The following is a 26247-nucleotide window of genomic DNA, read 5'->3' on the forward strand; positions in this document are numbered from 1 at the left end:
CGCCGGCGAGCATCGCCGTCGCGCCGGTCTCGCCCCATGTGAGCACGCCGATCACTGCGAGGGCGAGGCCGGCGAGAGTCGTGCCGAGAAACAAGGGCATGAACCAGGATTGCACGATCTGGACGTTGATCGCATTCATCGCCTGCGCCGCCGGACCCGGGCCCAACCGGTCGAATGCCTGCAGGATGAAGGTCGAGAAAGCGAAATAGAGCCCCGCAATCAGCCCGCAGCCGATCGCGCCGAACCACAGCAAGCCGGTCACCACGCTTCCCATGTCATTCCCCCGCTGCAGACATGATCCGATAGCGAATGCGATAGAGATCCATCCCGCCCTCTTTCCCGCGTCGCCCGGAAAAGGTCAGCCGGTCGCGGTCCGACCAATCGAGCATCGCGCCATAATTGTCCTCGCCGTTGTTGACCGATGCCGGCAGCCGGACCCCGATGTCATAGCCGTGGACGCCCGGCGCGGCATGGAACAGTTCGACCCGATCTTTGCGGAAGTCCATCGCGCGGGCAAACAGGATCGTCGCGCCATCGCGCAGGAACGTGGCGTCGAACTCGTTCGCTGCGGTGTTGACGGCGCCGGGCAACCGCCTGGCCGCGGCGAAACCGCCCTGGTTGCGGCGGGCGGTGTACAGGTCATGCCCGCCCGCGCGGCCGCTCCGGTCGCTCGAGAAGAGCAATGTCCGTCCGTCGGGCGACAGCATCGGCGCGAACTCGCTGCCGGCGCTGTTGATTGCGGGCCCGAGATTGGCGGCCGGGCCGAAGCCGCCTGCGGTGACCTTTACGCGATACAGGTCGTCGCCGCCCGATCCGCCCGCGCGATCCGAGCAGAAATAGACGAACCGCCCGTCGGCCGAAAAGGCGGGATCGAAGTCGCGGCCGGGGCTGTTGAACGAAACCGGCCTGGCGAGGCCCCATCCGGCGGCCGAGCGACGTGAGATCCAGATATCATAGCCGCCGGGGCCGCCCGGCCGATCGCGGCTGAACCACAAGGCGGTGTCGCCGTCGGGGCTGAGCGTCAGCCGGATTTCGGCGTGGCGGGTCGACGCGATCCCCGGCGCGAACGGCTCGGCTGCACCGACGATTTCGAGTCGCGGCGACGCGCCGCTCAGGCCCAGCGCCATCAGCCATCCGAACGCGCGAGGACCGATCATGACCGGCGGACGAAGTCGCTGATCCAGTTGGTCTCCCAACTGGCGCCGCCATCGCCCGACATCGCCTGCTCCCAGCGCGCGCTGCGCGGGGTGATCGCCGACCAGCGCGTACGCGTCCTGACCGGCCGGGTGCCGAGCAGATCGTCGCCTTCGAACGTGCCGATGCCACCGGTGAAGCGGCCGCGCACCGGGGCCGCGAAACCGGTCGGGTCGCGGCCGTCGAGCCACCAGCTCAGCCATTCGCCGCGCGCCGGATCGAAGGTGCGCAGCCCGATCCCTTTATGCGGCCCGCCGCTGCGCTCGAAGCGATTGTCGCCGATATTGCCATGGCCGCCGAGCACCGGACGGTTGACGAAGGTTCCGGTGAAACGCTCCCACTCGCTGCTGCCGGCGAGCCGCTGCCGAAGCCGGCGATGCCGGACCGACCAGCTGCCATGGAGGAAATCGAAGTCGCGCGGGTGGTCCGCGACGAACGGAAGCGGTGTCGCCACCGGGGCGGTGCGGGTGAAGAAATTCTCCCAGTTGATCTCCCAGGTCTTGCCGCCGTCGATCGACATCGCCTGTTCCCAATGGGGCCGCGCGCTGCGAACGTCGAGCCAGCGGAAGCGCACGGTGACCGGCGTGCCCTTGAAGATATCGGGCCCGGCAAAGACCCCGGCATCGCCGGCAAAGCCGCCGCGCACCGGCGGATCGATCCGGGTCGGGTTGCGGCCGTCGACCCACCAGATCGCCCAGCGGTCGCTTTTCGGGTCCCACGCGCGGACGGTGAGCCCGCGATAGGTGCCGCTCGGGATGTCGACCCCATTGTCGTCGATCGTGGCGAGCCCATCGAGCGCAAGCCACAACGCGCTCTTGCCGCCGAATTCCTGCCAGTCGTGATTGTTCGCCAGCCGCTCCTTGAGGCGGCGGTGCCAGACGTCCCAATTGCCGACCAGCCAGTCCCAGTCGCGCGCGCGGGCGGCGGGATCGCTTGCCGGCGACCGCGCGAGAGCGGGCGCCGGCAGGAGCGCGCCCGTCGTCATCCCGGCGATCAGCCGCCGCCGCGTAACCAGCATTTTCATCCGCCACCTCGCCACGTTGGTAGCTGCAGAAAATCGCGTGCGGATGGTTTTGGCTATGCGAAGCTTGGGGCAGGAGGCTAAGTCATATTTATGCTCGACCGGCCGCTTCCGTCGCTCGCCGCCATTCGCGCCTTCGAGGCCGCGGCGCGGCACGGCAGCTTCACCCGGGCGGGCACCGAGCTCGGCACCTCCTCGGCGTCGGTCAGCTACCATGTCCGCCAGCTCGAGGCGCAATTGGGCGTCACCTTGTTCCGGCGCCACCCGCACCGCGTCGAATTGAGCGAGGCGGGCGCGCTGATCGCCGCCGAGGCGGAAAAGGCATTCGCGGGACTTCGCGCCAGCTTTGCGCGCGCGGTCGAGATCGACGCGAACCGGCTGTCGCTGACGGCCTTGCCGACCTTCGGGACGAGCTGGCTGGCGCCGCGGCTCGGTCGCTTTCGGGCGCTGCATCCCGACATCCAGGTTCAGCTCGATGTCTCGGATGCCGCCGAGGATCTCACCGAGGGGCGCTTCGACCTCGCGATCCGCAACGGCGATGGCGGCTGGCCGGGGCTGCGCACGATCGAATTGTTCCCCAGCGTCTTCATGCCTCTGTGCGTGCCCGAGTTGAAGTCGGCGACTGCGGGGATCGAGGATCCGCGGACGCCGCTCGCAGTGCCTCTGCTCGGCCGGCCGGACTGGTGGGCGCTCTGGTACCGCGCGCTCGGCCAGCAAGAGGGCCCGCCGCCCACGCGCTTCGGCACCAGCCTCGCCACCGAATATCTCGACGTCGCGGCGGCACTCGCCGGGCATGGCGTCGTCATCGCCTCGCCGATCCTGTTCGGCGGCGAGATCGATGCCGGCCGGCTGGTGCCGGCGCACGATCGGGTAGTGCCTGCGGGCCGCTCCTTCTGGCTCGCTTACCCCGTCGCGCGCCGACAGAGCCGCAAGATCGGGCTGTTCCGCGACTGGCTCTGCGCCGAAGCTGCCGCGGCGCGCGCGGCGGCTGCGCGCTTTATCGAGGGAGGTGGGTGATGGCGCTGGTGGAACTCGGGCGCTTCGATCGGCAGGAGGCCTATATCGTCCAGACCCGCCTCGAGACCGAAGGGATCATGAGCTTCGTCTTCGATGCGGGGACGAGCATCGCCGACGGCAGCTGGCTGCTCATCCCCGTCCGCGTGATGGTCGACGACGAGGATGTCGAGACGGCGCGCGCCGCGCTCGAAGCCTCGGGCTAACGCGCCGGGCCGTGGAAATCGGCCTCGACGATGCCGAGCCGCCAGCCCGGCGGGACCGCGTCTGCGCCGGTATCGCCCGCTTTCCGCGAGGTATCGAGCTCGACAACCTTGCCGAAGGCGTCGCGGTCCTCGACCGGGCCGATCTGGGTGATCCGTAGCACGGCGCCCGTCACAGGGGCGAAGCGGAGGTTGGCGTACCCCAGCTGCCGTTCGGTTTCACCCTCCCAGATCGGCTTGCCGTCGAGCGTGATCCGCAGCCGAGAGCTGCGCGAGCGCCAGCCGACGAGCTTGAGGTCGATCTCGCTGAGCGTAGCGGGCGCGGCGAAGCGATATTCGATCCACGCGGTTTCGGGGCGGCCGTCGCTGGTCCAGCGCGACAGCTCGTTGTCGTCGGTGCTGTTCGCCGCTTCGCGCTGGTTCGAGCCCGCGGCGATCGACGCCGGAACCGCGGTCGAACGGCTCGGCCTGAACGAAGCACCCGCCGGCGTGGGTCCGCGGGCGAGCAATCCGGGCTGGTGATCTTCGGGGAAATCGGGCGAGAGCCCGCCGGCCGGCGGCTTCACGCGAACCGTGGGAATGGTCAGCGTCGCGCCTTTGAGACCCGCCGCGCGCGCGGTGACCCGCACGGTCCCGCTTTGCGTCCCGGCGCGGAGCAGCACGCGGTTCACGCCGGCTTCGACCGGCAAGGTTTGCGAGAGGATATAATTGTCCTCTTCGCGCGCGGTGCCGGCATAATGCGTGGTCTGATCGGCGCCGGCGGGTTTGACCGGCTCGGCGGGCCCGGTGGCGACGTCCGACCGCTGGCGGCCCGACGAGTCGCCTTGCGCGATGCCGCCGCGCCATTCGGCCGGCCCGTCGAGCGTGAACTGCACCTCGTCATTGGCGGTCGGCACCCGCCGCCCCTTCGCGTCGACCACCTCGACATCGACCAGCGCGATATCGGCGCCGTCCGTCACGAAGCCGCGCGGCGAGACATGGGGCGTCAATCGCAGCGCGACCGGGGCGCCGACGGTCTCGAGGCGATGTTCGGAGGTCCGCCCGTCTGCATGCGTCGTCACCGCCCGAAGCGTCCCCGGCGCCCAGGCCACTTGCTTCCAGGCGAACAGGAAGCCGCTGCTCCGCGCGCCCTTGCCGAGCGAGCGGCCATTGACGAACAGTTCGACGCTCGCGCCGTTCGAGACCACGGTCACGTCCTTGCGCGTGCCCGGCGCATAGTTCCAATGCCCGATGATGTGCGTTGCCGGGGTGACGCTGTCGACCCAGTCGCTCCACATCACCTTGTGCGCGAAATACCCCTCTTTCGGCAGCCGCACCGCGTCGACTTCGCCCGAGCGGCGATAATTATTGTCGCCGCGATAATGGGTGTTCGAATCCGAGAAGACGATGTTGACCCCGCCTGCGCTCACCCGCTTTCCGGTGCCCGGCCGCACCCGATAATAGTCCCACCAGCGCCGGACGTCCTCGATCGCGTGGCTGTCCTGGTTGCGGTTGTAATCGGGCGAATCCGCGTGGAAGGGCGGAGTCAGCGCATCCTGATAGAGCCGCGCGCCCTCGTCGCGCGAATATTCCATTGCCCAGACCGGCTTGCCGGCACTCTTGTTGATGTAGAGCATCTCGCCGCCATATTCGGCGGTCTTGCTGTCGAGCATCTCGCGCGATCCGATCGCGCGGCCGCCATGCGGATCGAAGCGGTCGCGGATCGCCTTCAACTCGGCCATGTGCGCTTCGCTGATATTCTCGTTGCCGCCCTCGTAGAACAGGATCGACGGGTTGTTGCGGTTGTAGACGATCGCCGCCTGCATCGCCTCCTTGCGCTGCTCCCAGCGGCGACCGGTCACGTCGCTCTCGGCGTCGCCGGCGGGCATCGCCTGGAGCAGGCCGACCCGGTCGGCCGATGCGACGTCCTGCTTCGAAGGGGCGATGTGCATCCAGCGCACGAGGTTGCCCCCGCTTTCGACCATCAGCGCGTTCGAGAAGTCGCTGAGCCAGGGCGGGATCGACACCCCGACCGCCGGCCATTCGTTCGAGGTGCGCTGGGCATAGCCGTGCATCTGGATCACGCGGCCGTTGAGCGTCACCATGCCGTCGGCGAATCCGGTCTGGCGAAAGCCGGTGCGGGTATCGACGCTGTCGATCACCTTGCCCTTCTCGGTCAGGATCGTGGTGACGGTATAGAGATAGCCATAGCCCCAGCTCCAGAAATGGAGCCCCTGCGTGGTGCCCGCGGCGGTGAGCAGCCGCGTTTCGCCCGGCGCCAGCGTCGTGCTGCCGCCGTCGAGCCGGCGTACGACGCGGCCGTCGCGGTCGCGGATCTCGACGCGATAGCCGATCTCGCGCGGTGCGGCGCCGTCGTTGCGGATCTCGGTCTGGGCATGGATGGTCGCGGCGCGGCGTGCGAGATCGAATCGGTCGGCCCAGACATATTGGCCGCTGGTCCCCAACCCGGGCTGGAGCGGCAGGGTCTGATGGACAGGCCCGGTCAGGTGCAGCCGCACGTTGCGCGTGATGCCGCCGTAATTGACGTTGAAATTGTCATTGTTCCACTGGAAGCCGCTGCCGCTCGCGCGCTCCTTATACTTCCAGTCATTGTCGACGCGCACCGCGATCAGGTTCTCGCCGGGCTCCAGCACCGCGCTGATGTCCGCGCCGAACGCGCTCACGCCGTTCTCGGACAAGGCCACCGATCGCCCGTTGACCCATATTTCAGCCGCCTGCCGCACGCCTTCGAACTCGAGAAATGCGCGTCCGCCCTCGGGCCGGGCCGGCAAGACGATGCGCTTGCGGTACCAGATGATGCCCGTCGACAGCTTCTTGATGTCGCGCGCGAACGCTTCCTTCTCGTTGAAGGCGTGCGGCAGCGTCACGTCGCGCCATCCGCGATCGTCAAAGTCTTGCTGTGCCGCGCCCGCCTGCTCGCCGGTCGCCATGCGCCAGCCCGGGTTGAGGTTCCAGGTAGTGCGCGGGGAAGCGACCGCAGTGGATGCGTCCTGCGCGATGGCGGGGCTGGCCATTCCTGCGACCAGCGCGGCAGCGAGCCGGATCAGACCTTCTCTCAACCAAACCTCCCAATATCGGGGCGAGTTCTCACATCGGGTCTTTCACGACATGTTCCACATTTTGATATATGCCTATGACATATGGACTATAATGGTCAAGCCATTCCCAAGCATTCTTTATATTGGCCTTACCACCGCGCGCCGTAACAGTCCTGATTCCGAGTTTGGCATCGATACTGCGCGCAGTGACTGGCTCCCGCACTGCCATTTTTTGCTGCGGTGCAGCGGGGGGTACCGCTGATTCTTCTCGATTACCCTTGGTCTGACAAATGGGTTGCGCCGCTCAAAAAAGCTGATAATTCTAAAAGCTGAATATACGTCTCATATTGTGAGAGAATTGGGGAAACGCCCCACTCTCACGTCAGAGTGTCCGTGGCGGGAGAAGACAGGAAAACCTGGACCCGCCCCGGACGAGTGCGTGCACGAACACGGTTGGGAGAGGGGAAAATCATGCATAATCGCTCGACGTCGCGCGTCCGGATCGGGGCCACCGCCTCGTGGATGGTATTGGGGCTGCTGCTCGCCTGTGGCGGCGAGGCAATGGCGCAGACGGCACCCGAAAATGCGCAGGCTGCATCCGACGGTCAGCAGGCTGCGGGCGTCGGCGACGACGACCAGTCAGACGCGATCATCGTCGTCGGTTCGCGCGCCAGCCAGCAATCGGCGATCGGGCGCAAGAAGAATGCGCGGACCGCGACCGACTCGATCGTCGCCGACGATATCGGCTCCTTCCCCGATCGAAACGTCAACGAAGCGATCTCGCGCATTCCGGGCGTCGCGCTGAGCCGCAACGAGTTTGGCGAGGGCGACAGCGTCGCGGTGCGCGGCAACGGTCCCGATCTGACTCGCGTCGAGCTGGACGGGATCGGCGTCCAGGCGACCAATTCGCTGGCGATCGACGGCGGCAGCAGCCGCGGCGCCGATCTGCGCGAGCTGCCCGCCGAGATGATCAAGAGCGTCGACGTGGTCAAGGGCTCGACCGCCGACATGACCGAGGGCTCGCTGGGCGGCAGCGTCCAGATCAAGACGCGCACCGGGCTCGATTTCGCCAAGCCTTATTTCTCGCTGCGGGCGGGCGCGCAGCAGAATTCGCTGGGCCGCGACTGGACTCCCGATTTCAACGGCGTCGCCGCCAGCAAGTTCTTCGGCGACCGGCTCGGGGTGATCGTCAGCGGCAATTATTCCAAGATCCAGAATAACGGCCATGGCTTCGAGACGACCACCAGCAACAATCGCGGCTATGCGCGCCTGTTCGACTTCGACCAGTCGGCCGAGAAGACCTTCGCCTTCAACCCCGCGACGGTCGGCACCGACGCTGCCGACGTCGAGTTCGCCAACAGCACCGCGCCCGACGGCTCGAGGCTCACGCCGCGCGAGCTGATCACGCTCTCGGCCGGCGCCACCAGCAAGGCGCAGTGTCTCCAGCTCTTTCCGCATCTGCCGGTCGGCGCCGCGGCCAACGCGAAGTCGCAGCGCATCCTCGAGCAGCAGACCTGCCTCAACCAGTGGAACGACTATACGCCGTCGCTGATCCGCAACTTCATGAACACCCAGACCGACGAGCGCTATTCGTTCGACGGGCGGCTCGATTATCGCTTCAGCGACCAGTTCACGGTCTTCGCCAAGGGCACGATCGCCAACCGCAAGGTGCACGACCAGAATCGCAGCCGCAATCCGGTGACCCTGTTCAACCAGAACGTCAACGGCACCTTCGACATCCCCACCGCGAACACCAATCCGCGGTCGCGCACCGTCTCGCCGAACGCCCCGGCGGGCTATTATCTGTTCGACCCCAGCTACGGCATCAACAATGTCGGCAACAATGCCGTGCTGGGCAACGTCCTAAACGTGATCCCGGGCAGCGTCGTGGTCGACGATGCGCACAACGTCACCGGGATGACGTTGACCAACAATTCGGTGAGCATCGACCAGATCGAGAACCGCATCGACACCAAGACCAAATATGCGCAGGTCGGTGCCGAATATCGCGGCGAGCGCCTGCTGGTCGAGGCGATGGCCGGGCTGACCACGGCGGAGACGACGCGCGGCGACATGCGGACCTCGCGTTCCTACGCCTATGGCGATGCGACGCTGACGCTCCAGCCCAACGGGCTGTGGGACATCGACTTGCCGAGCGACTATGACGAGACCAACCCGGCGAACTTCGTCCAGCTGCGGCCGGCAACCTGCGTCTCGGGCGGGAGCAATCCCGCGACCTGCACCGGCCAGAACGCGGTGGCCGCGGGCCCCAACGGGCCGGCGACGCCGGCCTATCTCGTGTCGCAGATGCCGCTGACCACGCCCAGCTACGCCATCCAATATTCGCCGCGCATCGGCGAATCGACCGAGAAGATCGCCAAGCTCGACCTGACCTATGACACCAGGGACGCGCTGCCGTTCATCACCCGCTTCAAGGTCGGCGCGATGTATCGCGACAACGACATCAAGCGCTGGGGCGCCGGCGGCTATGTCGCCAGGCCGCAGGTCGGGGTCTTCGGCCAGCCGGGCTATGTTCCCGCGGTCGTCGTGCCGATCGCGCAGGTTCGCGGCACGCTGCGCGCGTGCGAACCCACCGCGGGATCGGCGGCGGCGGGCGGGCTCTCGTGCAACTATGGTTTCGTCCCCAGCACCAATCCTTCGAATATCCGTTCGGGCGTCGACACGCTGACCCGGCAGGAACTGCTCGACCTGTTCACGCGAACGCTCGAGAAGAGCGATTCGGCCTATTTCGGCGACGTGCCGAACCGGGGCAATTTGCCGCCGGCATGGCAAGGCATCCGCACCGACGAACTGTTCGCTGCGCTCGGCGCGTCGGACTTCATGAACTTCGATTGCATGAAGCAGTGCATGGGCAGCGACGGGGAGATGCACGACCAGCCCGTCACCCGTGCGAACGAGACGATCAAGAACATCTACGGTATGTTCGAGTTCGAGCAGCGTCTGCCGCTCGGCCTGCTGTTCAACGGCAATGTCGGCCTGCGCGGCGTTTTCAGAAGCGTCAAATCGACCGGCCTGCAGACGATCTCGACGATCCGGACGACCGGCACCTTCAATCCCGCCGATCCCAACAATGCCGGCGGCATCGCCACCTATACCTACAGCCAGAACATCGACTTCAAGAGCAGCACGACCGACTGGCTGCCCAGCGTCAACCTCAACCTGTGGGCATTCGACGAGAAGCTCGTCCTGCGCCTCTACGGCGGCAAGACGGTGGCCGCGCCGAACATCAACAATCTGATCCCCGGCGGCACCTGCATCATCGACCAGCGTGTCGATCTCACCGCGGACGACGACGATTATGGCTGCAGCGGGCGCGTCGGCAATCCGGCGCTCTCGCCGTTCAAGGCGTGGAGCTACAATGCCAGCCTCGAATGGTATCCGAATGCCGACACGATGTTCTCGGCGACCTATGGCAAGCTCGACGTCAAGGTCGGCAATCCGATCCAGGTGACTGTGCTCGAGCGGCCCTTCGCCGACAGCGATCAGCTCGATCCGATCACCGGCACGCCGCTCTCCGATATCGAGTTCCAGGTGCCGACCTGGGCGAACGGCCCCGGCTACAAGCGCGATATCTGGGAGTTCTCGGCCAAGACCGCATTCACCTTCCTGCCCTGGTTCCTGAAATATACCGGCGCCGACGCCAATTTCTCGATCCTCACTTCTGCGGTGACATCCGGCCAGCAGGATCCGCTGACCGGGGATGTGATGCTGCCGCCGGACGAGTCCAAATATTACACCAACGCCTCGCTCTGGTATGACGACGGCAAGCTCAACATGCGCGTCGCCTATCAGAAGCGCAGCGCCCGCTTCTCGTGCATCACGCCGTGCGGCGGCAACACCAACGACATCAATTATCCGGGCGAGCAATGGACCAACGTCCGTCTCGTCGCGCCGGGCTATAATCCCGGCGTGCCGCGGTTCAACGACGGGACGACCTTCATCGACGCCAAGATCTCGTACAACATCAACCGCAACTTCCAGGTCTATGTCGAAGGCCGCAACATGACGCGTCAGGTGCAGACCGTGTCGACCGGCGATTATGTGCCCTTCGGCGACGGCACGCCGCGGGTGATGCGGATGAACTATGGCGGCCGCCGCATCCTCGGCGGCATGCGCATCCAGTTCGGCAATTGATCCCGGCCGGAGCCGCGCCAGGCGCGGCTCCGGGCTCGCTTTGTGCTAGACCCTCGTGATGGCGACGACAGCGGGAGATGGCCCGGCGCGCGGACTTGAACGCGTCGCGTTCGATGCGGGGCCGGAAGCGGCGCGGCATCTGCTCGATCGTTCGGCAATCGGGGCGATCGAGATACCGCGACCGCCGCTGGACGAACTCCCTTATCGCGCGCTGGTACGTGCGCTGCTGGCCCGGCCGGGGTTCAAGCTCGACTTCAATCGGCTCGATCCCGAGGCTGCGCTGGCATTGGTCTGCGATCCGTTGCTCGGGCCCGGTAGCTTTGCCGGCGAGCGGGTGCGCCTCGCCGAGGATATCGCTGCGCTTGCCGCGTTTGCGGGAGCCCTGGTCGGCGCGCGCGCCTCGGTATCGATGCGCAGCTATTTCGCGCCCGGCGACACGGTGTGGCATGTCGATCGCGTGAACGAGGCGCGCGCGTTCCGCCTGTTATGGCCGCTCGGACGACCGGCGGGGATGCGCGTCACATCGGCCGATACTATCGATCCAGATGTCTATCGCGGGTTCATGCAGCGCGAATTTCCGCTGCTGTGCCGCCTCGACACCCGGGTCCTGCGCACCGGCGCCGCGGTGGAAACGCTCTGGGCACACCGCCCGGCACAGCTCGCCGCGATGGTCTCGGGCCAGTTCCCCTTCCTTCTCGAGCCCGGGCGCGCGTGCGAAGTCGCGCCCGGCGCGGCGAGTATCCACCGCGTCCAGACACCGATGCAGCCGGGCGCCTGGCACCGCTCCTCCTGGGACAACCGCCGATCCCCGGGGCTCCAGATCGTGATCACCGCGGCGTCGGATACGGCTTGATGCGGTTTCGCCCCCTCGGACGCACGGGGCTGAGCGTCTCGGAATTGAGCATCCATGTCTCGGCAGGAAAGGACCCGCACGAGACCGCCGATATTATCGCGCTGGCGCTCGATCGGGGCGTGAACACGGTGACGATCGAAGCCGGCGACGCCGCCGCGGAGCTTGGCGGCGCTCTGGCACGGGGAGGCGGGCGCCGGGAAATGCTCGTCGTCGCCCGTGCGTCGTCGCTGGTGCCGTTCGACCTGCCCTCGCCGCATGTGCCCGCGTGGCAGGCCTATCCCGGCTACCATCTTCGCGCCGAGGTCGAGAATCTGTTGGGCAAGCTCGGCGTCGAGCGTCTGGCGCTGCTGCAACTGCATGCCTGGTGTCCCGAATGGCTGGGCGAAGGCGATTGGCTCGAGACGCTCGACCGGCTGCGGTGCGAGGGAAAGATCGCCGGTTTCGGCGTTTCGCTGTTCGATCATGATGTGGACGCGGCGCTGGAGGTGGTTGCCGGCGGCGCGATCGATGCGGTGCAGCTGATGTACAATGTCTTCGATCCGGCCGCAGCGGCGAGGCTGCTTCCTTTGTGCGATGCGCATCGGGTCGGTGTCGTCGTGCGTTCCCCGCTTTATTACGGGGCGCTCGCTCCCGCGTTCGATCCTGCCGCCTTTGCCGACGATGACTGGCGTCGCGGTTACTTCTTCGACGCACATCGGCGCGAGACCATGGAGCGGGTCGGCGCGCTGCAGGCTCTGGTCGCGCCGCCCGATCGTTCGGTGACCGATATGGCGCTGCGCTTCAGCCTGTCGCATCCGGCGGTGTCGACCGTGGCAGTGGGCATGCACCGGCGTGCGCATCTGGAGGCCAATCTGCAGGCTCTCACGCCCGGACCGCTCGACGACGCGCTCCACGCGGCATTGGGGCGGCACAGATGGCTGTGTTGATCGGAGGCTGATCTGCCCAATTATTGAGCAGCGCTTGTCATCTGCACGAAAATTTATCCTCCGAAGATCTCCAGCTGTGCTGCGACGCCGCAAAAACGCGCGAATTGGCGGCTGGCACGGCGCTTGCTGAGGCGTTCCCCGGGTTAACCGCCAAGAGGGGGCGACATGAAGCTCATCATCGCCATCATAAAACCGTTCAAGCTCGACGAGGTGCGTGAAGCGCTCACCCAGGTGGGCATCGCCGGCATGACCGTCACCGAGGTCAAGGGGTTCGGCCGGCAAAAGGGCCAGACCGAGATCTACCGCGGCGCCGAGTACAGCACCAACATGGTGCCCAAGATCAAGCTCGAGATCGCCTGCGGCGCCGACATCGTCGACCGCGCCGTCGAGGCGATTCAGGCCGCGGCCAGCACCGGCGCGATCGGCGACGGCAAGATTTTCGTCCTCGATCTCGGCCAGGCGGTGCGCATCCGCACCGGCGAGACCGACGAGACGGCGCTGTGATGAAGGGGGTCCAGATGAACACAGGAATGAAACTGGCCGCAGGGGCGGGGCTCGCCCTGTTCGCGGCATTGCCCGCCTGGGCGCAGGACGCCGCGCCTGCCGTGGCGACGGTCGTCCCCGACGATACGATGGTCAACAAGGGCGACGTCGCCTGGATGCTCGTCTCGGCGGCGTTCGTGCTGATGATGTCGGTTCCCGGGCTCGCGCTCTTCTATGGCGGCCTCGTCCGCACCAAGAACATGCTGTCGGTGCTGATGCAGGTGCTGACGATCGTCTGCGTCGCGGGCCTGGTGTGGTGCGCCTGGGGCTATTCGATGGCCTTCACCAATGGCGGCAGCCTCAACAGTTTCGTCGGCGGCTTCTCCAAGGTGCTGCTCAAGGGCGTCGACGCGAACACCTTTGCGGCGACCTTCTCGAACGGCGTCTATTTGCCCGAGACCGTGTTCGTCGTCTTCCAGATGACCTTCGCGATGATCACCCCGGCGCTGATCGTCGGTGCGTTCGCCGAGCGCATCAAGTTCACCCCGCTGATCCTGTTCGTGGTGGCGTGGCTGACGCTGGTCTATTTCCCGATGGCCCACATGGTCTGGTATTGGCCGGGTCCGGACTTCCAGCCGGGCCTGCCCGACGATCATGGCTATCTCTGGGGCCTCGGCGCGCTCGATTTCGCCGGTGGCACCGTCGTCCACATCAATGCGGGCATTGCCGGCCTCGTCGGCTGCCTCGTGATCGGCAAGCGTACCGGCTACAAGAGCGATCCGATGCCGCCGCACTCGCTGACCATGACGATGATCGGCGCGGCCTTGCTGTGGGTGGGCTGGTTCGGCTTCAACGCGGGCTCGAACCTCGAAGCCAACAAGTTCGCCGCATTGGCCTTCGTCAACACCATGGTGGCTACTGCCGCCGCGGGCGCCGCCTGGGCGATCATCGAGCAGATCATCCACAAGAAGCCGTCGCTCCTCGGCGCGGCATCGGGCGTCGTCGCCGGCCTGGTGGCGATCACCCCGGCCGCGGGCTTCGCGCATCCGATGACTGCGATCGTGCTCGGCGCGGTGGCCTCGGGCGTGTGCTTCTTCTTCGTCACCACGGTGAAGAACAAGTTCAAGTACGACGACACGCTCGACGTGTTCGGCGTCCACTGCGTCGGCGGCATCGTCGGCGCGATCGGCACCGCGATCGTTGTGGCGCCTTCGCTGGGCGGGCAGGGCTTCATGGACTTCAACGTGATCCCGGCGGTCGCCGGCACGTACGACATGGGCGCGCAATTGCTCACCCAGGCCAAGGCGGTCGGCGTGACCCTGCTGCTCTCGGGCGGCGTGTCGGCGGTCCTGTTCCTCGCGCTCAAGCACACGGTCGGGCTTCGCCCGAGCGTCGAGGTCGAGCTCGAAGGGCTCGACATCAACGAGCATGGCGAGCGCGCCTACAATTATTGACGAGATCGGGCGCCGCCCGCGCGGCGCCCAACCGAGGTTCCTCCTGCGGACGACTGGGCCGGTGGTTTTCGAACCGCCGGCCCTCTTTTTGCGTGCGCGCCGCCGCGGGCTATAGTCGCGCCGGACGAACCCGGGGGCAGCCATGCCGAAGCCGAGCGAATTCCATATCGGGGTGATCGAATTCTTCTCGATCCTTCTGCCGGGTGCCCTGCTCACGGCGGCGCTGTGGCTGCACTTCGGTCCCGATATCGGGGGCCCCGCACGGAGCCTGCTGGCGCCGGCCGGCGCGGCGTGGGTGGCGTTCGCGCTTGCATCCTATGTCGCCGGCCATTTCCTCTTCCTCGCCGGCTCGCTGCTCGACTTGCTCTACGACCGTGGCGCGCTGTGGGCATGGCTCGGCAGCCGGGGCTTCAGCCTCCGGTCTCGGCGCAAATGGTGGATCGGCAGGCTGCGCAAGGACTGGGGTCTCGACCGCGGGAAACCGGCGGCGGACGTGTATCGGGACCTGTGCTTCTCGCTGGTCACCGACGAGAAGCGGAAGTTGTTCGGGGAAACCGCGAAGAACGAGCCGATGAACAATTTTGCCTTCGCCAAATCCGTGCTGCGATTGAAGGCGCCCGCGATGCTCGCAGATGTCGAGCGATATGAAGCCGATTCGAAATTCTTTCGTTCGCTCGTCGTGACGCTGCCGCTTGCCGTGCCGCCGCTGTTACCCGAAGCATCCTATGCGGTATGGCTATCGCTCGGACTGTCGCTGGCTGCATTCCTCCGATATATCGAGCAGCGCCATAAAAGCACCGAATGGGCCTTCCGGTACCTGCTCGTCCTGAATCGGATGCATTAGCCCAGGTCTTCGCGCAAGAACGCCGCGCAACGTTCGCCGATCATGATGCTCGGCGCGTTGGTGTTGCCGCCGATCAGCCGCGGCATCACCGAGGCATCGGCGATATGGAGCCCGTCGACGCCGCGCACCCTGAGCCGCGGATCGACCACGGCGGCTGCGTCGGAGCCCATCCGCGCGGTGCCGACCGGGTGATAGACGGTGTCGGCGCGTGCGCGGATCAGTGCTTCGAGCGCCGCATCGTCGGCAAGGTCGACCGGATAGCGATCGCGTCCCTTGTAGCCGGCGAGCGGCGGGGTATCGAGGATGCGATACATTGCGCGTACCCCCGCCTTGAGCACCGCCATATCGCGTGGGTCCGACAGGAAGTTGGGATCGATCAGCGGCGCGGTGGCGGCGTCGGCAGACTGGAGCCGCACGGTGCCCCGGCTTTCGGGACGGAGCACGCAGGCGTGGCAGCTATAGCCATGCCCTTTCACCTTGGTGCGACCATGATCCTCGACGATCGCGATCAGGAAATGGAGCTGGACGTCGGGGCGTTCGCCGGCAAGCTCGGTGCGGAGGAAGCCGCCCGCCTCGGCAAAGGGCGAGGTCATCCCGCCGCGGCGCGTGAACAGCCACTGGACCATCGCGCCGAGCGACTTGAGCGTGCCCCAGCCCGAGCGGCCGAGGAAGAAGCTGCCGTCGGTCTCGAACGCGGCGGTATAGTCGATATGATCCTGCAGGTCGGCGCCGACCGCGGCCCGATCGACCTGCACGTCGAGCCCCATTTCGGCGAGGTGCGCTCCCGGCCCGATCCCCGACAGCATCAGCAATTGCGGCGTCTGGAAGGCGCCGGCGGCGAGCACGACCGCGCGCCGCGCCCGGATCTCGCGCTGCTGCCCGGCCTGCCGATAGGCGACGCCCGATGCCTTGCCCTCGGTGAACAGGATGCGCTCGACCAGCGCATCGCAAATGATCTCGAGATTGTCGCGGCCAGCGGGGGGCAGATAGGCGCGCGCCGCGGTCCAGCGCTCGCCTTTCCGCTGGGTCACTTGATAAAGGCCGACGCCGTCCTGCCGCGCGCCGTTGAAGTCGGGGTTGACCGGGATCTGCAGCCGCGACGCAGCCTCGACGAACGCGCGGCTGCCGGGATGCGCGAAATCCTGGTCGCTTACCCAGAGCGGTCCGTCATCACCGTGAAGGGAGTCGGCGCCGCGCACATTGTGCTCGCTCTTGCGGAACCAGGGCAGCACGTCGTCCCAGCCCCAGCCGGTGCAGCCGAGATCGCGCCACTCGTCGTAATCGCTTCGGTGGCCGCGGATGTAGAGCATCGCATTGATCGCGCTCGATCCGCCGAGACCCTTGCCGCGCGGCTGATAGCCGCGGCGGCCGTCGAGTCCGGGCTGCGGCACGGTTTCGAAGCGCCAGTTGGTCTTGTCGGTCTGGAACGGCATCATGCCGGGCATGATCGTCTTGAGGCTGGTGTTGCGCCCGCCCGCCTCGAGCACCGCGACCTTGTATTTGCCGCCTTCGCTCAGGCGGCCTGCGACGGCGCTCCCGCCCGATCCGCATCCGATGACGACGATATCGGCTTCTTCCACGCCTGTCCCCCCTCGTGGCGGGCTGCTTCCCAGCGCGCCTTTATCGTTTCCGACGTATCCCGGCTGCCGTCATGGCTCCATCCCGGCGGCCGGATCATATAATTGAGCCGCGCTTTCCAGCCGGGCGCCTGCCAGACGTCCTTCGCGATCCCGACCCATTCGTGGGTGGCCGCCCAGACGATATTGAAGCTGCCGAGATTCTTGACGATGCCGTAGCGCGGCTTGTCGTCGTCGCGCTCGGGCTCGAAGGTGCCGAGCCAACGGTCCCAGACGATGAACACCCCGGCATAATTGCGGTCGAGATAACGCGGATTGGTCGCGTGATGGACGCGGTGGTGCGAGGGCGTGTTCATCACTGCCTCGAACCAGCGCGGCATCCGCCCGATCGCTTCGGTGTGGATCCAGAACTGGTAGATCAGGTTGAGCCCCGCGACGAAGAAGACCATCGCCGGCGGGAAGCCGATCAGGAACAAAGGCAGGCGGAACAGGAAGGCGAGGCTGAAAAAACCGGTCCAGGTCTGCCGCAGCGCGGTCGACAGATTATAATGCTGGCTCGAATGATGGATGACGTGGCTCGCCCAGAACCAGCGGACGCGGTGCGCCGAGCGGTGGAACAGGTAATAGGCAAAGTCGTCGAGCACGAAGGCGAGGACGAACCAATACCAGGCGTAGCTCAGGTCGAAGAGCCGGAATTGCGATACCCAGGTCGCCAGCGCGAACACCGCTCCGCCCGACAGCACGCCGGCGACGGTGCTGCCCGTACCGAGCGCCAGCGAAGTCAGCGTGTCGCGCGGCTCGTAGCGCGTCCGATCCTTGATCCGCGCGACGATCATCTCCGCCAGTACCAGCAGCACGAAGGCGGGAATTGCCAGCGTCACGGGATCGGCGAGCTTCATGCCGACGTACTTACATGATTGTCAGTTGCGCTTCCAGCCTGTCGACATCTTCGGGGAGCACCCCGTACAACAGCACCGGGCCGAACATGCGCTCGCCGGTCTCGATCGTCACGCCTTCGGGCGAGGGGCGACGCCATAGCGGCCGGCCGAGCCGGCGCGCGGCGACCTTGGCGCCGTGGCGTTTGAGGAGCGCGATACCGTCATTGCCGAGCACCAGCGCCGCCGCGCCGTTGGTGCCGACCAATGCGGCGCGCGCGACGAATCCGCTGAGTGCCTCTTCGGCCATGCGGCGGGCGGTATCGCCGTCGGCGATGCGGCTCTCGCCCAGCTTGAGCAGGCGGGCCACCCAGGCCAGCACGAGGACGGCGGCGAGCGAGCCGGCGAGCTGGGCCCAGTTCATGCGCGTCCGGCGAGCGCGTCGAGCAGCGGCCGGATTCCCGAAATGTCATAGCCGGCGCCCGCCGCCTTGACGGTGAGCGCGGCGGGATCGCCGCCGCGGCTGGCCTCGGCGAGCGCCCAGAGGTTGCACGAACGGGTGCCCGAGCGGCAATAGGCCAGCACGGGGCCCTCCGAGGCTTCGAGCGCCTTGGCCATCGCCTCGACCTGCGTCGCCGAGAAGCCGGCATGCGTCACCGGGATCTCGGCATAGGACAGCCCCGCGGCCTCGGCGGCGGCGCGGACTTCCGCGCCCGACGGCTGGCCGATCTCCTCGCCTTCGGGTCGATTGTTGACGATCGCAGTGAAACCCGCCGCGGCAATATTGGCAACTTCCGCGGGCAGGATCTGGGGGGCGACCGAGATGCTGTCGTCGATCCGGCGCAAATTCATGAATGTCCCTCTCTATCCTCGAGCCTGAACTGCCTTTGCATCATGCCGCTTCGCGGATCACTTGCAGGAAGGCATCACCATAAGCTTCGAGCTTGCGCGCGCCAACGCCCGAGATTTCGCCGAGTCGGGACAGCGTGTCGGGACGGGTCAGCGCCATGTCGCGCAGCACCGAATCGTGGAAGATGACATAAGGCGGCAGCCCGGCTTCCATTGCGATCTCGCGGCGCTTGGCGCGGAGCGCCTCGAACAGCGGGTTTCCGACCGGGTTGGCGCCGCTGGCCGCGCGTCCGCGCTTCGAGCGCCGCTCGCGCTTCGGCGGCAGGCCGAGTTTGAGATCGGCTCCGCCCTTGAGGATCGGCTTGGCGCCGGGCCCGAATTCGAGCCCGCCATGGGCATTGGTGCGCAGCGCGTCGCGTAGCAGCAGCGCGCGTGCCACCGGCCGGAGCAGCGCCGCTTCCTCGCCGTCGACGATGCCGAACACCGAGAGCTGCTCGTGCCCGTTCATCAGGCTGCGCTCGCTCGACTGGCCGAGCAGCACGCTCTCGATATAGCCGGCGCCGAACATCATCCCGGTGCGGAACACTGCCGACAGGAACTTCTGCGCGGTGACGGTGGCGTCGATCGCCGCGGGCGGGCTCAGGCAATTGTCGCAATTGCCGCAGGTCTCGGGCGCATCCTCGCCGAAATGCCTGAGCAGGATGCGGCGGCGGCATCCCCCGGTCTCGACCAGGGCGCCCAGCGCGGAAAGGCGCGTACGTTCGCCCGCCTGCCGCCCGGCCTCGACTTCGCCGATGCGCTGGCGCGCCTTGGCGAAATCCTCGGCACCCCAGAACAGATGCGCGACCGCGGGATCGCCGTCGCGCCCGGCGCGGCCGGTCTCCTGATAATAGGCCTCGATCGATTTGGGCAGCCCGGCATGCGCGACGAAGCGGACGTCGGGCTTGTCGATCCCCATGCCGAACGCGACGGTGGCGACCACGACCATATCCTCGGACGCCACGAACGCCGCCTGGTTGCGGCGGCGGATCGCGGGATCGAGGCCGGCATGATAAGGCAGCACGCTGCGACCCGTCTCGGCGAGCTTGTCGGCGAGCTTCTCGACCGCGGCGCGGGTCTGGGCATAGACGATTCCCGGCCCGGGCTGCTCGGCGATCAGATCGACGATCTGCCGCGTCGTGTTTTCCTTGGGCGTGATCGTGTAGCGGATGTTCGGCCGGTCGAACCCCGCGACGATCAGGCCGTCCTGCGGGATGCCCAGCTGCTCGAGAATGTCGGCACGGGTATGCGCGTCGGCGGTGGCGGTGAGCGCGAGACGCGGGACATGGCCGAAGCGATCGAGCAAAGGCCGGAGCAGCCGGTAATCGGGGCGGAAATCATGGCCCCATTCGGAAACGCAATGGGCCTCGTCGATCGCGAACAGGCTAAGCTTCGCCTGACCGAGCAGGTTGCGGAAGCCCTCGCCCGACGCGCGTTCGGGCGCGATGTAGAGCAAGTCGAGATCGCCGGCGCGGAAGCGCGCGATCGTCTCCTCGCGATTGTCGTCGACCGAAGTCAGCGTCGCGGCGCGGATGCCGACCGCCTCGGCGGCGCGGAGCTGATCGTGCATCAGCGCGATCAAGGGCGAAACGACGACGCAGGTGCCGTCGAGCGCGAGGCTCGGCACCTGATAGCAAAGCGACTTGCCGGCGCCGGTGGGCATCACCGCGAGCGTGTTCTGCCCGGCGAGCACGCGATCGACCACTTGCCGCTGGACGCCGCGAAAATCGGGAAAGCCGAAGGTGGTGCGGAGAATGTCGAGCGGATCGGTCACGAGCGCGGGTTAGAAGCCGGGAGGGCCGGGTGTCGAGCCCCTTCCCGTCACCCCGGACTTGTTCCGGGGTCCACCCCGCCTCGCGCGAATGCCTCGACTCTCTTGTGCGGAGCGAGCCTCCCGGTGGACCCCGGAACAAGTCCGGGGTGACGGTTGGGGTATATCAACCTGTGGACAACCGATCGTTACGCCTGTTCCCTCGCGGCCGAATCCGCCAAAGCATGCAGCGAATGACGGTTCGCGTGGAAATGGGGAAGGATACGGGCGGGGCGCCCGTGTCGATGGATCTCGAGGAGCTCCTCGCCACGCGTCTGCTCGTCCAGGGCAATTCGGGGTCGGGCAAGTCGCATCTGCTGCGCCGGCTGCTCGAGCAATCGGCCGGGCAGGTCCAGCAGGTGGTGATCGATCCCGAGGGCGATTTCGTCACCTTGGGCGATCGCTATGGCCATATCGCGATCGAAGCCTCGGAACATAGCGAACGCGACGTGGCGCGCTTCGCCGCGCGGATCCGCGAGCATCGCGCCTCGGTGGTGCTCAGCCTCGAGGGGCTCGAGGCCGAGGGGCAGATGAAATGCGCCGCGGCGTTCCTCAACGGGATGTTCGATGCGCCGCGCGACCATTGGTATCCGGCCCTGGTGGTGGTCGACGAGGCGCAGCTCTTCGCGCCGGCGGGCGGCGGCGAGGTCGCCGAGGAAGTGCGCCGCGCGTCGCTGAGCGCGATGACCAATCTGATGTGCCGCGGGCGCAAGCGCGGCCTCGCCGGCGTCATCGCCACCCAACGGCTCGCCAAGCTGGCCAAGAACGTCGCCGCCGAGGCGTCGAATTTCCTGATGGGACGCACCTTCCTCGACATCGACATGGCGCGCGCCGCCGACCTGCTCGGCATGGAGCGCCGTCAGGCCGAAGCGATTCGCGATCTGGCGCGCGGCCATTTCCTCGCATTGGGGCCGGCGGTGGCGCGGCGGCCGGTGGCGATCCAGATCGGTGCGGTCGAGACCAGCGCGCGCAGCTCGAGCCCCAAGCTGACTCCCCTGCCACAGGCGCAGGCCGAGGACATGAAGGAACTGCTGCTCGCGCCGGTCGAGCCCGAATGGACGCCGCCGGCGCCGTCGCCGGTGCCGACCCAGATGCCGTCGGAACGGCTGATCGAGGCGCTCGCGCGCTCTACGCCGGCGCCGGCGGAGGATGTACCCGAGATCGACGCGGGAGAGGCGGCGGGGCGCATCGCCGAGGTGTTGCGCGACATCGTCGAGGATCCCGAATCGACCTATCGTTCGCCTTCGGTGCTCTATCAGGACTTTCTCGTCCGCTGCCGCATGGTCGGGCTGGCGCGCCCGCCGCTCGACCTGTCGGGCTTCGTTCGCCGGCTCTCCGCCGCGCGGGCTGGCATCCATGGCGATCCGGACGAGGATTGGGCGCAGGCGCTCGACGCGGCGCGCGCGCTTCCCGACGACATGCTCGGGCCGTTCCTGCTCGTCGCCCGTGCCGCGCGCGAAGGGCTGCCCTGCCCGAGCGATACCGAACTCGCCGCGACCTATGGCACCAGCTCGCTCGGCCGGGTGCGGCGCCTGCTCACCTATATCGAGAGCAAGGAGCTGTTCGTCACGCGGGTCGATCTCGCGGGCAAGCGCTCGATCACCATCCCCCGGCTCGGCTGGACCACCCAGCCTGCCGAGGTGAGCTGACCCGCTTCTAAAGCCGCGTCGCTCCATGTTAGCCTCCCGACAAACGGGGAGAAGAAACATGGACAACTTTGACGATTCGGACGAGCCGCGCGGATTCAATTTGGGACGCAGTTCGCTGGCCTTGGCGGGGATCGGATTGATCTACGGCGCCGTCGCGCTGTTCGGGTTCGTCTGCTATCTGCTGGTGCAGGACGACAGCAAGGCGAGCGAGCGCGCGACCACGCTCGCCGATTTCACGCCCGAGCTCATCCTCAGCACGATCGGCTTCGTCGGCGCGATTCTCGGCATCCAGCTGCTGCGATCGGTCGGGCTCTCGCGCGGCCAGCAGCCGGGCCGGGTGATCAACAGCGAGGAATGGGCGGCGATCTGCGATCAGGTGAAGTCGGGGCAGGAGGATGCGGTCACCCAATATATCCGTTTGACCAGCTTGAGCGGGTTCACCGGGGCCTTCACCAAACTGGGCCTGACCGGGCTGCCCCTCGCGACGATCGGGCTGACCTTGTTCTTCTCGTTCCTCGCGATCCGCTTTCCCGCATTCATGGATCTCGCCAAGCTGACGCTCGGCGCGTTCATCGGGTCGTTCGTGCAGAAGCAGGCAGGGGCCGGCGGTTCGGTGAAATTGCCCGGCGGCCAGACGGTGGCGGTCAGCGCGCCGCCGGTGGCGTGAGCAGGCGGCGCAGCCATGCTTCGGTCGCTTCCGGATGGGTGACGGGTAGCATGTGGCCGCCGTCGATCAGCTCCAGCGTCGCGCCAGGAATCTCGGCGGCGGTCTTCTCGCCGTTGAGTTGCGGGTCGAGCACGGCGTCCTCCCGGCCGTAGAGGATCGCCACCGGCACCTTGATCTCGCCATAGCGCGCAACCAGCCCCGCCATCTCGGCCGGCGCGGCGCGGATCTCGAACGATCCGGCCATGTAGCTTTTCGGGCGCACCGCGAGCGCGCCGCCGCCGGCCAGCGCGAAATCGGCGGGGACCGGATCGGGCGCGAAGATCGCGGCGGCGGTCGCGGGCCCCGTGCGCACTCCCACCGGCACCGCGACGGTCCAGGCGAGCAGCGGGCGTAGCGCCAGCGGCGCGAGCAGCCCTTTGAAGGGCGCGGGGACGGTCTCGACGATTTGGGTCAAGGGCGCGATCAGCGCGAGTCCGCGGACCAGTTGGGGCCGGTCGAGCGCCAGCGCGAGGCTCACCGCGCCGCCCATCGAATGGCCGACGAGCAGCGGTTTCTCGAGCCCGAGCTGCTCGATCAGGACAGCGATCATCCCGGCCTGCGCGGCAATCCCGGGACGCGGCCCGACGAGCTGCGAATGCCCCCAACCGGGGCGGTCGATCAGGATCACGCGGTGATCCGCGGCGAGCAGACCGGCAAGCGAATGCGAGAAGTTGCGCAGCTGGCCCATCAGCCCGTGGACCATCACGATCGCGGGGCCCTCGGCCTCGGGGTTCAGCTCGACATAATGGAGGTGGGCGCCCGGCACCTCGGCAAACTTGCCCTCGGCGGGGACCATTTCCTCGGCCTTGCGCCCGACATAGGCCGACCAGCCTGCGAGCCCGAGCCCCAATACGCCCAGCAGCCCCAATGGTATCAGCATCGCTTCCCTCCCCTGTTCCGCGCGGCTAGAAGCCTAGGCATGTCCGATGTGCACAACAATCACGAACGCAGCCGGTTCGAACTGGTCGAACAGGGGCACACCGCCTTCGCGGAATATACCGTCGAGGGCGACGTGATCACCTTTACCCATACGGTCGTGCCCTCGGCGCTGCAGGGGATGGGTGTGGGCAGCCGGTTGATCCATGGCGCGCTGACCGAGGTCCGCAGCCGCGGGCTCAAGGTGCGGGCGCAATGCACCTTCGTCGCGGCCTATCTCGCCAAGCATCCCGAATGGCAGGATCTGAAGGTCTGATCACCCGGCGGCGAGTTCATCGCCCGCCTCGCGCTCCTGCGCCTGACGCGCCCACATCTCGGCATAGATGCCGTCCTGGCGAAGCAGATCGGCGTGCGTGCCCTGCTCGGCGACGCGGCCCGCCTCGAGCACGATGATCCGGTCGGCATGGACCACCGTCGACAGACGGTGCGCGATGACGATCGTGGTGCGGCCGCGCTCGATCGCCTCCAGGGTCGCCTGGATATCGGCCTCGGTGCGGCTGTCGAGCGCGCTGGTCGCTTCGTCGAGGATCAGGATCGGCGGGTTCTTGACCAAGGTGCGCGCGATCGCGACGCGCTGCTTCTCGCCGCCCGAAAGCTTGAGCCCGCGTTCGCCGACACGGGTGTCGAAGCCTTCGGGAAGCGACTGGATGAAGCCGGCGATCGCGGCGCCGCGCGCTGCCGACGCGACTTCGTCGGGCGTCGCGCCTTCGCGACCATAAGCGATATTGTAGCCGATCGTGTCGTTGAACAGCACCGTATCCTGCGGGACGATTCCGATCGCGCCGCGCAGCGAACTCTGGGTCACCTCGCGAATGTCCTGGCCGTCGATCGTGATCCGCCCGCCGGTGACGTCGTAAAAGCGATAGATCAGCCGGGCGAGCGTCGACTTGCCCGCGCCCGAGGGCCCGACCACCGCCACCGTCGCGCCGGCCGGGATGTCGAGATCGATGCCCTTGAGGATCTGGCGGTCGGCATCGTAGCCGAACTCGACCTTCTCGAAGCGGACATGGCCCTGGCCGATGGCCAGCGGCTGCGCGCCCGACGCGTCGACGATCTCGGCGTTGGTGTCGATCAGGTCGAACATGCTGCCCATGTCGATCACGCCCTGGCGGATCGTGCGATAGACCCAGCCGAGCATGTCGAGCGGCCGGAACAATTGGCTGAGCAGTGTCGAGACGAGAACCACGTCGCCCGCGGTGAACCGGCCCGAGCTCCAGCCGAACACGATCAGCGTCATTCCGGCGGCAAGCATCAGATTGGTGATCAGGGCCTGGCCGATATTGAGCCAGGCGAGCGAGTTCTCGCTGGTGACGGCGGCCTTCATGTACGAGGCCATCGCCTTGTCGTAGCGCGCCGACTCGCGCGCCTCGGCGTTGAAATATTTGACCGTTTCGAAGTTGAGCAGCGAGTCGACGGCGTGCGCCACCGCGCCGGTATCGAGATCGTTCATCTGCTCGCGCAGCTTCGAGCGCCAGTCGGTCACCCAGCGGGTGAAGGCGATGTACGCCACCACCATCACGAGAGTGCCCGCCACCAGCCACGCCCCGAAGCGCGTCCAGAAGATGCCGAGGACGAGCGCGAGTTCGAGGATCGTCGGGGCGATGTTGAACAGCAGGAAATAGAGCATCGTGTCGATGCTCTTGGTGCCGCGCTCGACCACCTTGGTGATCGCGCCGGTGCGGCGCTCCAGATGGAAGCGCAGCGACAGGCCATGGAGATGGCGGAACACGTCCGAGGCGAGGCGGCGGGTCGCGTCCTGCCCGACCTTCTCGAACACGGCGTTGCGCAGATTGTCGAACAGCACGCTGCCCAGCCGCGCCGCGGCATAGCCGAGGACCAGCGCCGTCACGAGCCATACCGCATCGCGCGATCCGCTCGCCATCCGGTCGATCGCGCCCTGCAGCGCGAATGGCGCGCCATAGACCTGCACGAGCTTCGAAAACACCACGAGGATCAGCGCGATGACGATGCGCGCGCGCAGCCCGGGCGCGTGCTTCGGCCAGAGATAGGGCAGGAAGCGCTTCATCGTGCCGAGCAACGGGCGCTCGGGGGCGGATTCAGAATTTTGCGGAGGCATCAAGTCGCGATTTGGGGCGCCGGGCGCATGCTTGCAACACTTTGGCGGAACGTCGCCCGCCGCGCTTCGTTTTGAAGCGCGGAAGGACGAGCGATGGATCAGGTGCTCTACGTGCTGGCGATCATGGGCTGCGGCGACGATTCCACGCAGTGTCAGCAGGCACGCGTCGAGCCGGCGCGCTACACGTCGATCGAGGCCTGCCAGCAGGCGATGCCCGCCGCGCTCCAGCGCAATACCGATGTGGATTTCCCGGTGATCAGCGTCGCCTGCCAGCGCCGCTCGGCGCGCACCGCCGATGCGCGCCAGCCGGGGCGTCGCGGCGGCTGAGCTAGCGCTCGATCGGCAACGCCCAGCGAATCTGGTCGCGCAGCAGCGCCTCCAGATCGTGCGCGCCGGCATTGTAGGCGGCGGCGCGTTTGCGCAGCAAGGTCACCAGCAGCGCGGCGCGGTTTTCGGGGTGATCGGGAACGGCACGCCCCTGCGCCACCGCGCGCGACAATCTGAGCGAAAGCATCGTCATTTCCACGGCTTGGACGTCAGCCGC

24 protein-coding genes are annotated in these 26247 nt (G+C 67.0%); 12 read left to right on the forward strand and 12 right to left on the reverse strand.

The window, feature by feature from the left end; all coding sequences use genetic code 11:
* From Q9Q95_RS13495 to Q9Q95_RS13505, 3 genes are all read right to left on the reverse strand, one after another.
* The coding region (locus Q9Q95_RS13495) for a hypothetical protein (RefSeq protein WP_306097661.1) at nucleotides 1-262 on the reverse strand (262 nt) is incomplete at its 3' end.
* Nucleotides 263-275: 13 nt separating this feature from the next.
* A complete protein-coding gene (locus Q9Q95_RS13500) occupies nucleotides 276-1127 on the reverse strand; it encodes a hypothetical protein (protein ID WP_306097662.1) in 852 nt (283 codons plus the stop codon).
* Between the two features lie 26 nt (nucleotides 1128-1153).
* Complete coding sequence (locus tag Q9Q95_RS13505) at nucleotides 1154-2218, reverse strand: hypothetical protein (RefSeq protein WP_306097663.1); 1065 nt, start codon at nucleotides 2216-2218, stop codon at nucleotides 1154-1156.
* Nucleotides 2219-2308: 90 nt separating this feature from the next.
* Between Q9Q95_RS13505 and Q9Q95_RS13510 the strand changes: the two genes are divergently transcribed.
* Both Q9Q95_RS13510 and Q9Q95_RS13515 read left to right on the forward strand, forming a co-directional pair.
* Entirely contained in the window at nucleotides 2309-3232 is a 924-nt protein-coding gene (locus tag Q9Q95_RS13510; RefSeq protein WP_306097664.1) for a LysR substrate-binding domain-containing protein, read from the forward strand.
* On the forward strand, nucleotides 3232-3435 hold the full coding sequence (locus Q9Q95_RS13515; RefSeq protein WP_306097665.1) for a DUF2007 domain-containing protein: 204 nt from the start codon (nucleotides 3232-3234) through the stop codon (nucleotides 3433-3435). Before Q9Q95_RS13510 ends, Q9Q95_RS13515 begins: the two co-directional genes overlap by 1 nt.
* Here the strand turns inward: Q9Q95_RS13515 and Q9Q95_RS13520 are convergent.
* On the reverse strand, nucleotides 3432-6491 hold the full coding sequence (locus Q9Q95_RS13520; RefSeq protein ID WP_306097666.1) for a sugar-binding domain-containing protein: 3060 nt from the start codon (nucleotides 6489-6491) through the stop codon (nucleotides 3432-3434). The genes Q9Q95_RS13515 and Q9Q95_RS13520 overlap by 4 nt on opposite strands.
* Nucleotides 6492-6941: 450 nt before the next feature.
* On the opposite strand from Q9Q95_RS13520, the gene Q9Q95_RS13525 reads away from it, so the two are divergent.
* The 6 genes from Q9Q95_RS13525 to Q9Q95_RS13550 all read left to right on the forward strand — a co-directional run bounded on the left by Q9Q95_RS13525 (nucleotide 6942) and on the right by Q9Q95_RS13550 (nucleotide 15185).
* Nucleotides 6942-10625, forward strand: a complete 3684-nt coding sequence (locus Q9Q95_RS13525; RefSeq protein ID WP_306097667.1) for a TonB-dependent receptor — start codon at nucleotides 6942-6944, stop codon at nucleotides 10623-10625.
* Nucleotides 10626-10683: 58 nt separating this feature from the next.
* Nucleotides 10684-11478 carry a hypothetical protein gene (locus Q9Q95_RS13530; RefSeq protein ID WP_306097668.1) on the forward strand — a complete coding sequence of 265 codons (795 nt, stop codon included), beginning with the start codon at nucleotides 10684-10686 and terminating at the stop codon, nucleotides 11476-11478.
* Nucleotides 11478-12404: an aldo/keto reductase gene (locus Q9Q95_RS13535; RefSeq protein WP_306097669.1), complete on the forward strand. Its 927-nt coding sequence runs from the start codon at nucleotides 11478-11480 to the stop codon at nucleotides 12402-12404. Before Q9Q95_RS13530 ends, Q9Q95_RS13535 begins: the two co-directional genes overlap by 1 nt.
* A gap of 165 nt (nucleotides 12405-12569) precedes the next feature.
* Nucleotides 12570-12908 (forward strand): P-II family nitrogen regulator, encoded by a 339-nt coding sequence (locus tag Q9Q95_RS13540; protein WP_077510834.1) that lies wholly within the window; start codon nucleotides 12570-12572, stop codon nucleotides 12906-12908.
* A 14-nt stretch (nucleotides 12909-12922) separates the two neighbouring features.
* Complete coding sequence (locus Q9Q95_RS13545) at nucleotides 12923-14341, forward strand: ammonium transporter (RefSeq protein WP_306097670.1); 1419 nt, start codon at nucleotides 12923-12925, stop codon at nucleotides 14339-14341.
* 142 nt (nucleotides 14342-14483) lie between these two features.
* The gene (locus Q9Q95_RS13550; RefSeq protein WP_306097671.1) at nucleotides 14484-15185 is read left to right on the forward strand and encodes a hypothetical protein; all 702 of its coding nucleotides are present in this window, start codon (nucleotides 14484-14486) and stop codon (nucleotides 15183-15185) included.
* On the opposite strand, the gene Q9Q95_RS13555 is transcribed toward Q9Q95_RS13550, so the two are convergent.
* Genes Q9Q95_RS13555 through recQ form a run of 5 tightly spaced genes read right to left on the reverse strand, consistent with a single transcriptional unit; the run spans nucleotide 15182 to nucleotide 20299 of the window.
* Complete coding sequence (locus Q9Q95_RS13555; RefSeq protein ID WP_306097672.1) at nucleotides 15182-16765, reverse strand: GMC family oxidoreductase; 1584 nt, start codon at nucleotides 16763-16765, stop codon at nucleotides 15182-15184. The two genes, Q9Q95_RS13550 and Q9Q95_RS13555, sit on opposite strands and share 4 nt — an antisense overlap.
* Nucleotides 16699-17661: a sterol desaturase family protein gene (locus Q9Q95_RS13560; protein ID WP_306097673.1), complete on the reverse strand. Its 963-nt coding sequence runs from the start codon at nucleotides 17659-17661 to the stop codon at nucleotides 16699-16701. Before Q9Q95_RS13560 ends, Q9Q95_RS13555 begins: the two co-directional genes overlap by 67 nt.
* 10 nt (nucleotides 17662-17671) lie before the next feature.
* Nucleotides 17672-18061 carry a hypothetical protein gene (locus Q9Q95_RS13565; RefSeq protein WP_306097674.1) on the reverse strand — a complete coding sequence of 130 codons (390 nt, stop codon included), beginning with the start codon at nucleotides 18059-18061 and terminating at the stop codon, nucleotides 17672-17674.
* A complete protein-coding gene (locus Q9Q95_RS13570; RefSeq protein WP_306097675.1) occupies nucleotides 18058-18489 on the reverse strand; it encodes a TIGR01244 family sulfur transferase in 432 nt (143 codons plus the stop codon). The genes Q9Q95_RS13565 and Q9Q95_RS13570 overlap by 4 nt, the downstream gene beginning before the upstream one ends.
* A 40-nt stretch (nucleotides 18490-18529) precedes the next feature.
* Nucleotides 18530-20299 (reverse strand): DNA helicase RecQ, encoded by a 1770-nt coding sequence (recQ, locus tag Q9Q95_RS13575; protein WP_306097676.1) that lies wholly within the window; start codon nucleotides 20297-20299, stop codon nucleotides 18530-18532.
* 230 nt (nucleotides 20300-20529) lie between these two features.
* On the opposite strand from recQ, the gene Q9Q95_RS13580 reads away from it, so the two are divergent.
* The gene (locus tag Q9Q95_RS13580) at nucleotides 20530-21984 is read left to right on the forward strand and encodes an ATP-binding protein (protein WP_306097677.1); all 1455 of its coding nucleotides are present in this window, start codon (nucleotides 20530-20532) and stop codon (nucleotides 21982-21984) included.
* A gap of 58 nt (nucleotides 21985-22042) precedes the next feature.
* Nucleotides 22043-22651, forward strand: coding sequence for a hypothetical protein (locus tag Q9Q95_RS13585; RefSeq protein WP_306097678.1), 609 nt, complete (start codon nucleotides 22043-22045; stop codon nucleotides 22649-22651).
* Here the strand turns inward: Q9Q95_RS13585 and Q9Q95_RS13590 are convergent.
* Nucleotides 22629-23570, reverse strand: a complete 942-nt coding sequence (locus Q9Q95_RS13590) for an alpha/beta fold hydrolase (protein ID WP_306097679.1) — start codon at nucleotides 23568-23570, stop codon at nucleotides 22629-22631. The two genes, Q9Q95_RS13585 and Q9Q95_RS13590, sit on opposite strands and share 23 nt — an antisense overlap.
* Before the next feature lie 39 nt (nucleotides 23571-23609).
* Here Q9Q95_RS13590 and Q9Q95_RS13595 point away from each other — a divergent pair, with 39 nt between their 5' ends.
* Entirely contained in the window at nucleotides 23610-23882 is a 273-nt protein-coding gene (locus Q9Q95_RS13595; protein WP_306097680.1) for a GNAT family N-acetyltransferase, read from the forward strand.
* Here the strand turns inward: Q9Q95_RS13595 and Q9Q95_RS13600 are convergent, their stop codons facing one another.
* Entirely contained in the window at nucleotides 23883-25703 is a 1821-nt protein-coding gene (locus Q9Q95_RS13600) for an ABC transporter ATP-binding protein/permease (protein WP_306097681.1), read from the reverse strand.
* 93 nt (nucleotides 25704-25796) lie between these two features.
* Here Q9Q95_RS13600 and Q9Q95_RS13605 point away from each other — a divergent pair, with 93 nt between their 5' ends.
* Nucleotides 25797-26030 carry a hypothetical protein gene (locus Q9Q95_RS13605; RefSeq protein ID WP_306097682.1) on the forward strand — a complete coding sequence of 78 codons (234 nt, stop codon included), beginning with the start codon at nucleotides 25797-25799 and terminating at the stop codon, nucleotides 26028-26030.
* A gap of 1 nt (nucleotide 26031) precedes the next feature.
* On the opposite strand, the gene Q9Q95_RS13610 is transcribed toward Q9Q95_RS13605, so the two are convergent.
* Nucleotides 26032-26217 carry a hypothetical protein gene (locus tag Q9Q95_RS13610; protein ID WP_306097683.1) on the reverse strand — a complete coding sequence of 62 codons (186 nt, stop codon included), beginning with the start codon at nucleotides 26215-26217 and terminating at the stop codon, nucleotides 26032-26034.
* Nucleotides 26218-26247 lie beyond the last annotated feature (30 nt).

The sequence above is a fragment of the Sphingomonas sp. DG1-23 genome, from assembly GCF_030730875.1.
Lineage (GTDB): Bacteria > Pseudomonadota > Alphaproteobacteria > Sphingomonadales > Sphingomonadaceae > Sphingomonas.

What these genes read in the sequence shown, in the direction of transcription:
- Q9Q95_RS13580 (WP_306097677.1), top strand. Translation starts at nt 20,530, where the DNA reads ATGACGGTTCGCGTGGAAATGGGGAAGGATACGGGCGGGGCGCCCGTG.
- Q9Q95_RS13535 (WP_306097669.1), top strand. Translation starts at nt 11,478, where the DNA reads ATGCGGTTTCGCCCCCTCGGACGCACGGGGCTGAGCGTCTCGGAATTG.
- Q9Q95_RS13595 (WP_306097680.1), top strand. Translation starts at nt 23,610, where the DNA reads ATGTCCGATGTGCACAACAATCACGAACGCAGCCGGTTCGAACTGGTC.
- Q9Q95_RS13590 (WP_306097679.1), bottom strand. Translation starts at nt 23,570, where the DNA reads ATGCTGATACCATTGGGGCTGCTGGGCGTATTGGGGCTCGGGCTCGCA.
- Q9Q95_RS13515 (WP_306097665.1), top strand. Translation starts at nt 3,232, where the DNA reads ATGGCGCTGGTGGAACTCGGGCGCTTCGATCGGCAGGAGGCCTATATC.
- Q9Q95_RS13550 (WP_306097671.1), top strand. Translation starts at nt 14,484, where the DNA reads ATGCCGAAGCCGAGCGAATTCCATATCGGGGTGATCGAATTCTTCTCG.
- Q9Q95_RS13600 (WP_306097681.1), bottom strand. Translation starts at nt 25,703, where the DNA reads ATGCCTCCGCAAAATTCTGAATCCGCCCCCGAGCGCCCGTTGCTCGGC.
- Q9Q95_RS13530 (WP_306097668.1), top strand. Translation starts at nt 10,684, where the DNA reads ATGGCGACGACAGCGGGAGATGGCCCGGCGCGCGGACTTGAACGCGTC.
- Q9Q95_RS13610 (WP_306097683.1), bottom strand. Translation starts at nt 26,217, where the DNA reads ATGCTTTCGCTCAGATTGTCGCGCGCGGTGGCGCAGGGGCGTGCCGTT.
- Q9Q95_RS13585 (WP_306097678.1), top strand. Translation starts at nt 22,043, where the DNA reads ATGGACAACTTTGACGATTCGGACGAGCCGCGCGGATTCAATTTGGGA.
- Q9Q95_RS13560 (WP_306097673.1), bottom strand. Translation starts at nt 17,661, where the DNA reads ATGAAGCTCGCCGATCCCGTGACGCTGGCAATTCCCGCCTTCGTGCTG.
- Q9Q95_RS13545 (WP_306097670.1), top strand. Translation starts at nt 12,923, where the DNA reads ATGAACACAGGAATGAAACTGGCCGCAGGGGCGGGGCTCGCCCTGTTC.
- Q9Q95_RS13565 (WP_306097674.1), bottom strand. Translation starts at nt 18,061, where the DNA reads ATGAACTGGGCCCAGCTCGCCGGCTCGCTCGCCGCCGTCCTCGTGCTG.
- Q9Q95_RS13540 (WP_077510834.1), top strand. Translation starts at nt 12,570, where the DNA reads ATGAAGCTCATCATCGCCATCATAAAACCGTTCAAGCTCGACGAGGTG.
- Q9Q95_RS13505 (WP_306097663.1), bottom strand. Translation starts at nt 2,218, where the DNA reads ATGAAAATGCTGGTTACGCGGCGGCGGCTGATCGCCGGGATGACGACG.
- Q9Q95_RS13500 (WP_306097662.1), bottom strand. Translation starts at nt 1,127, where the DNA reads ATGGCGCTGGGCCTGAGCGGCGCGTCGCCGCGACTCGAAATCGTCGGT.
- Q9Q95_RS13605 (WP_306097682.1), top strand. Translation starts at nt 25,797, where the DNA reads ATGGATCAGGTGCTCTACGTGCTGGCGATCATGGGCTGCGGCGACGAT.
- Q9Q95_RS13525 (WP_306097667.1), top strand. Translation starts at nt 6,942, where the DNA reads ATGCATAATCGCTCGACGTCGCGCGTCCGGATCGGGGCCACCGCCTCG.
- Q9Q95_RS13570 (WP_306097675.1), bottom strand. Translation starts at nt 18,489, where the DNA reads ATGAATTTGCGCCGGATCGACGACAGCATCTCGGTCGCCCCCCAGATC.
- Q9Q95_RS13510 (WP_306097664.1), top strand. Translation starts at nt 2,309, where the DNA reads ATGCTCGACCGGCCGCTTCCGTCGCTCGCCGCCATTCGCGCCTTCGAG.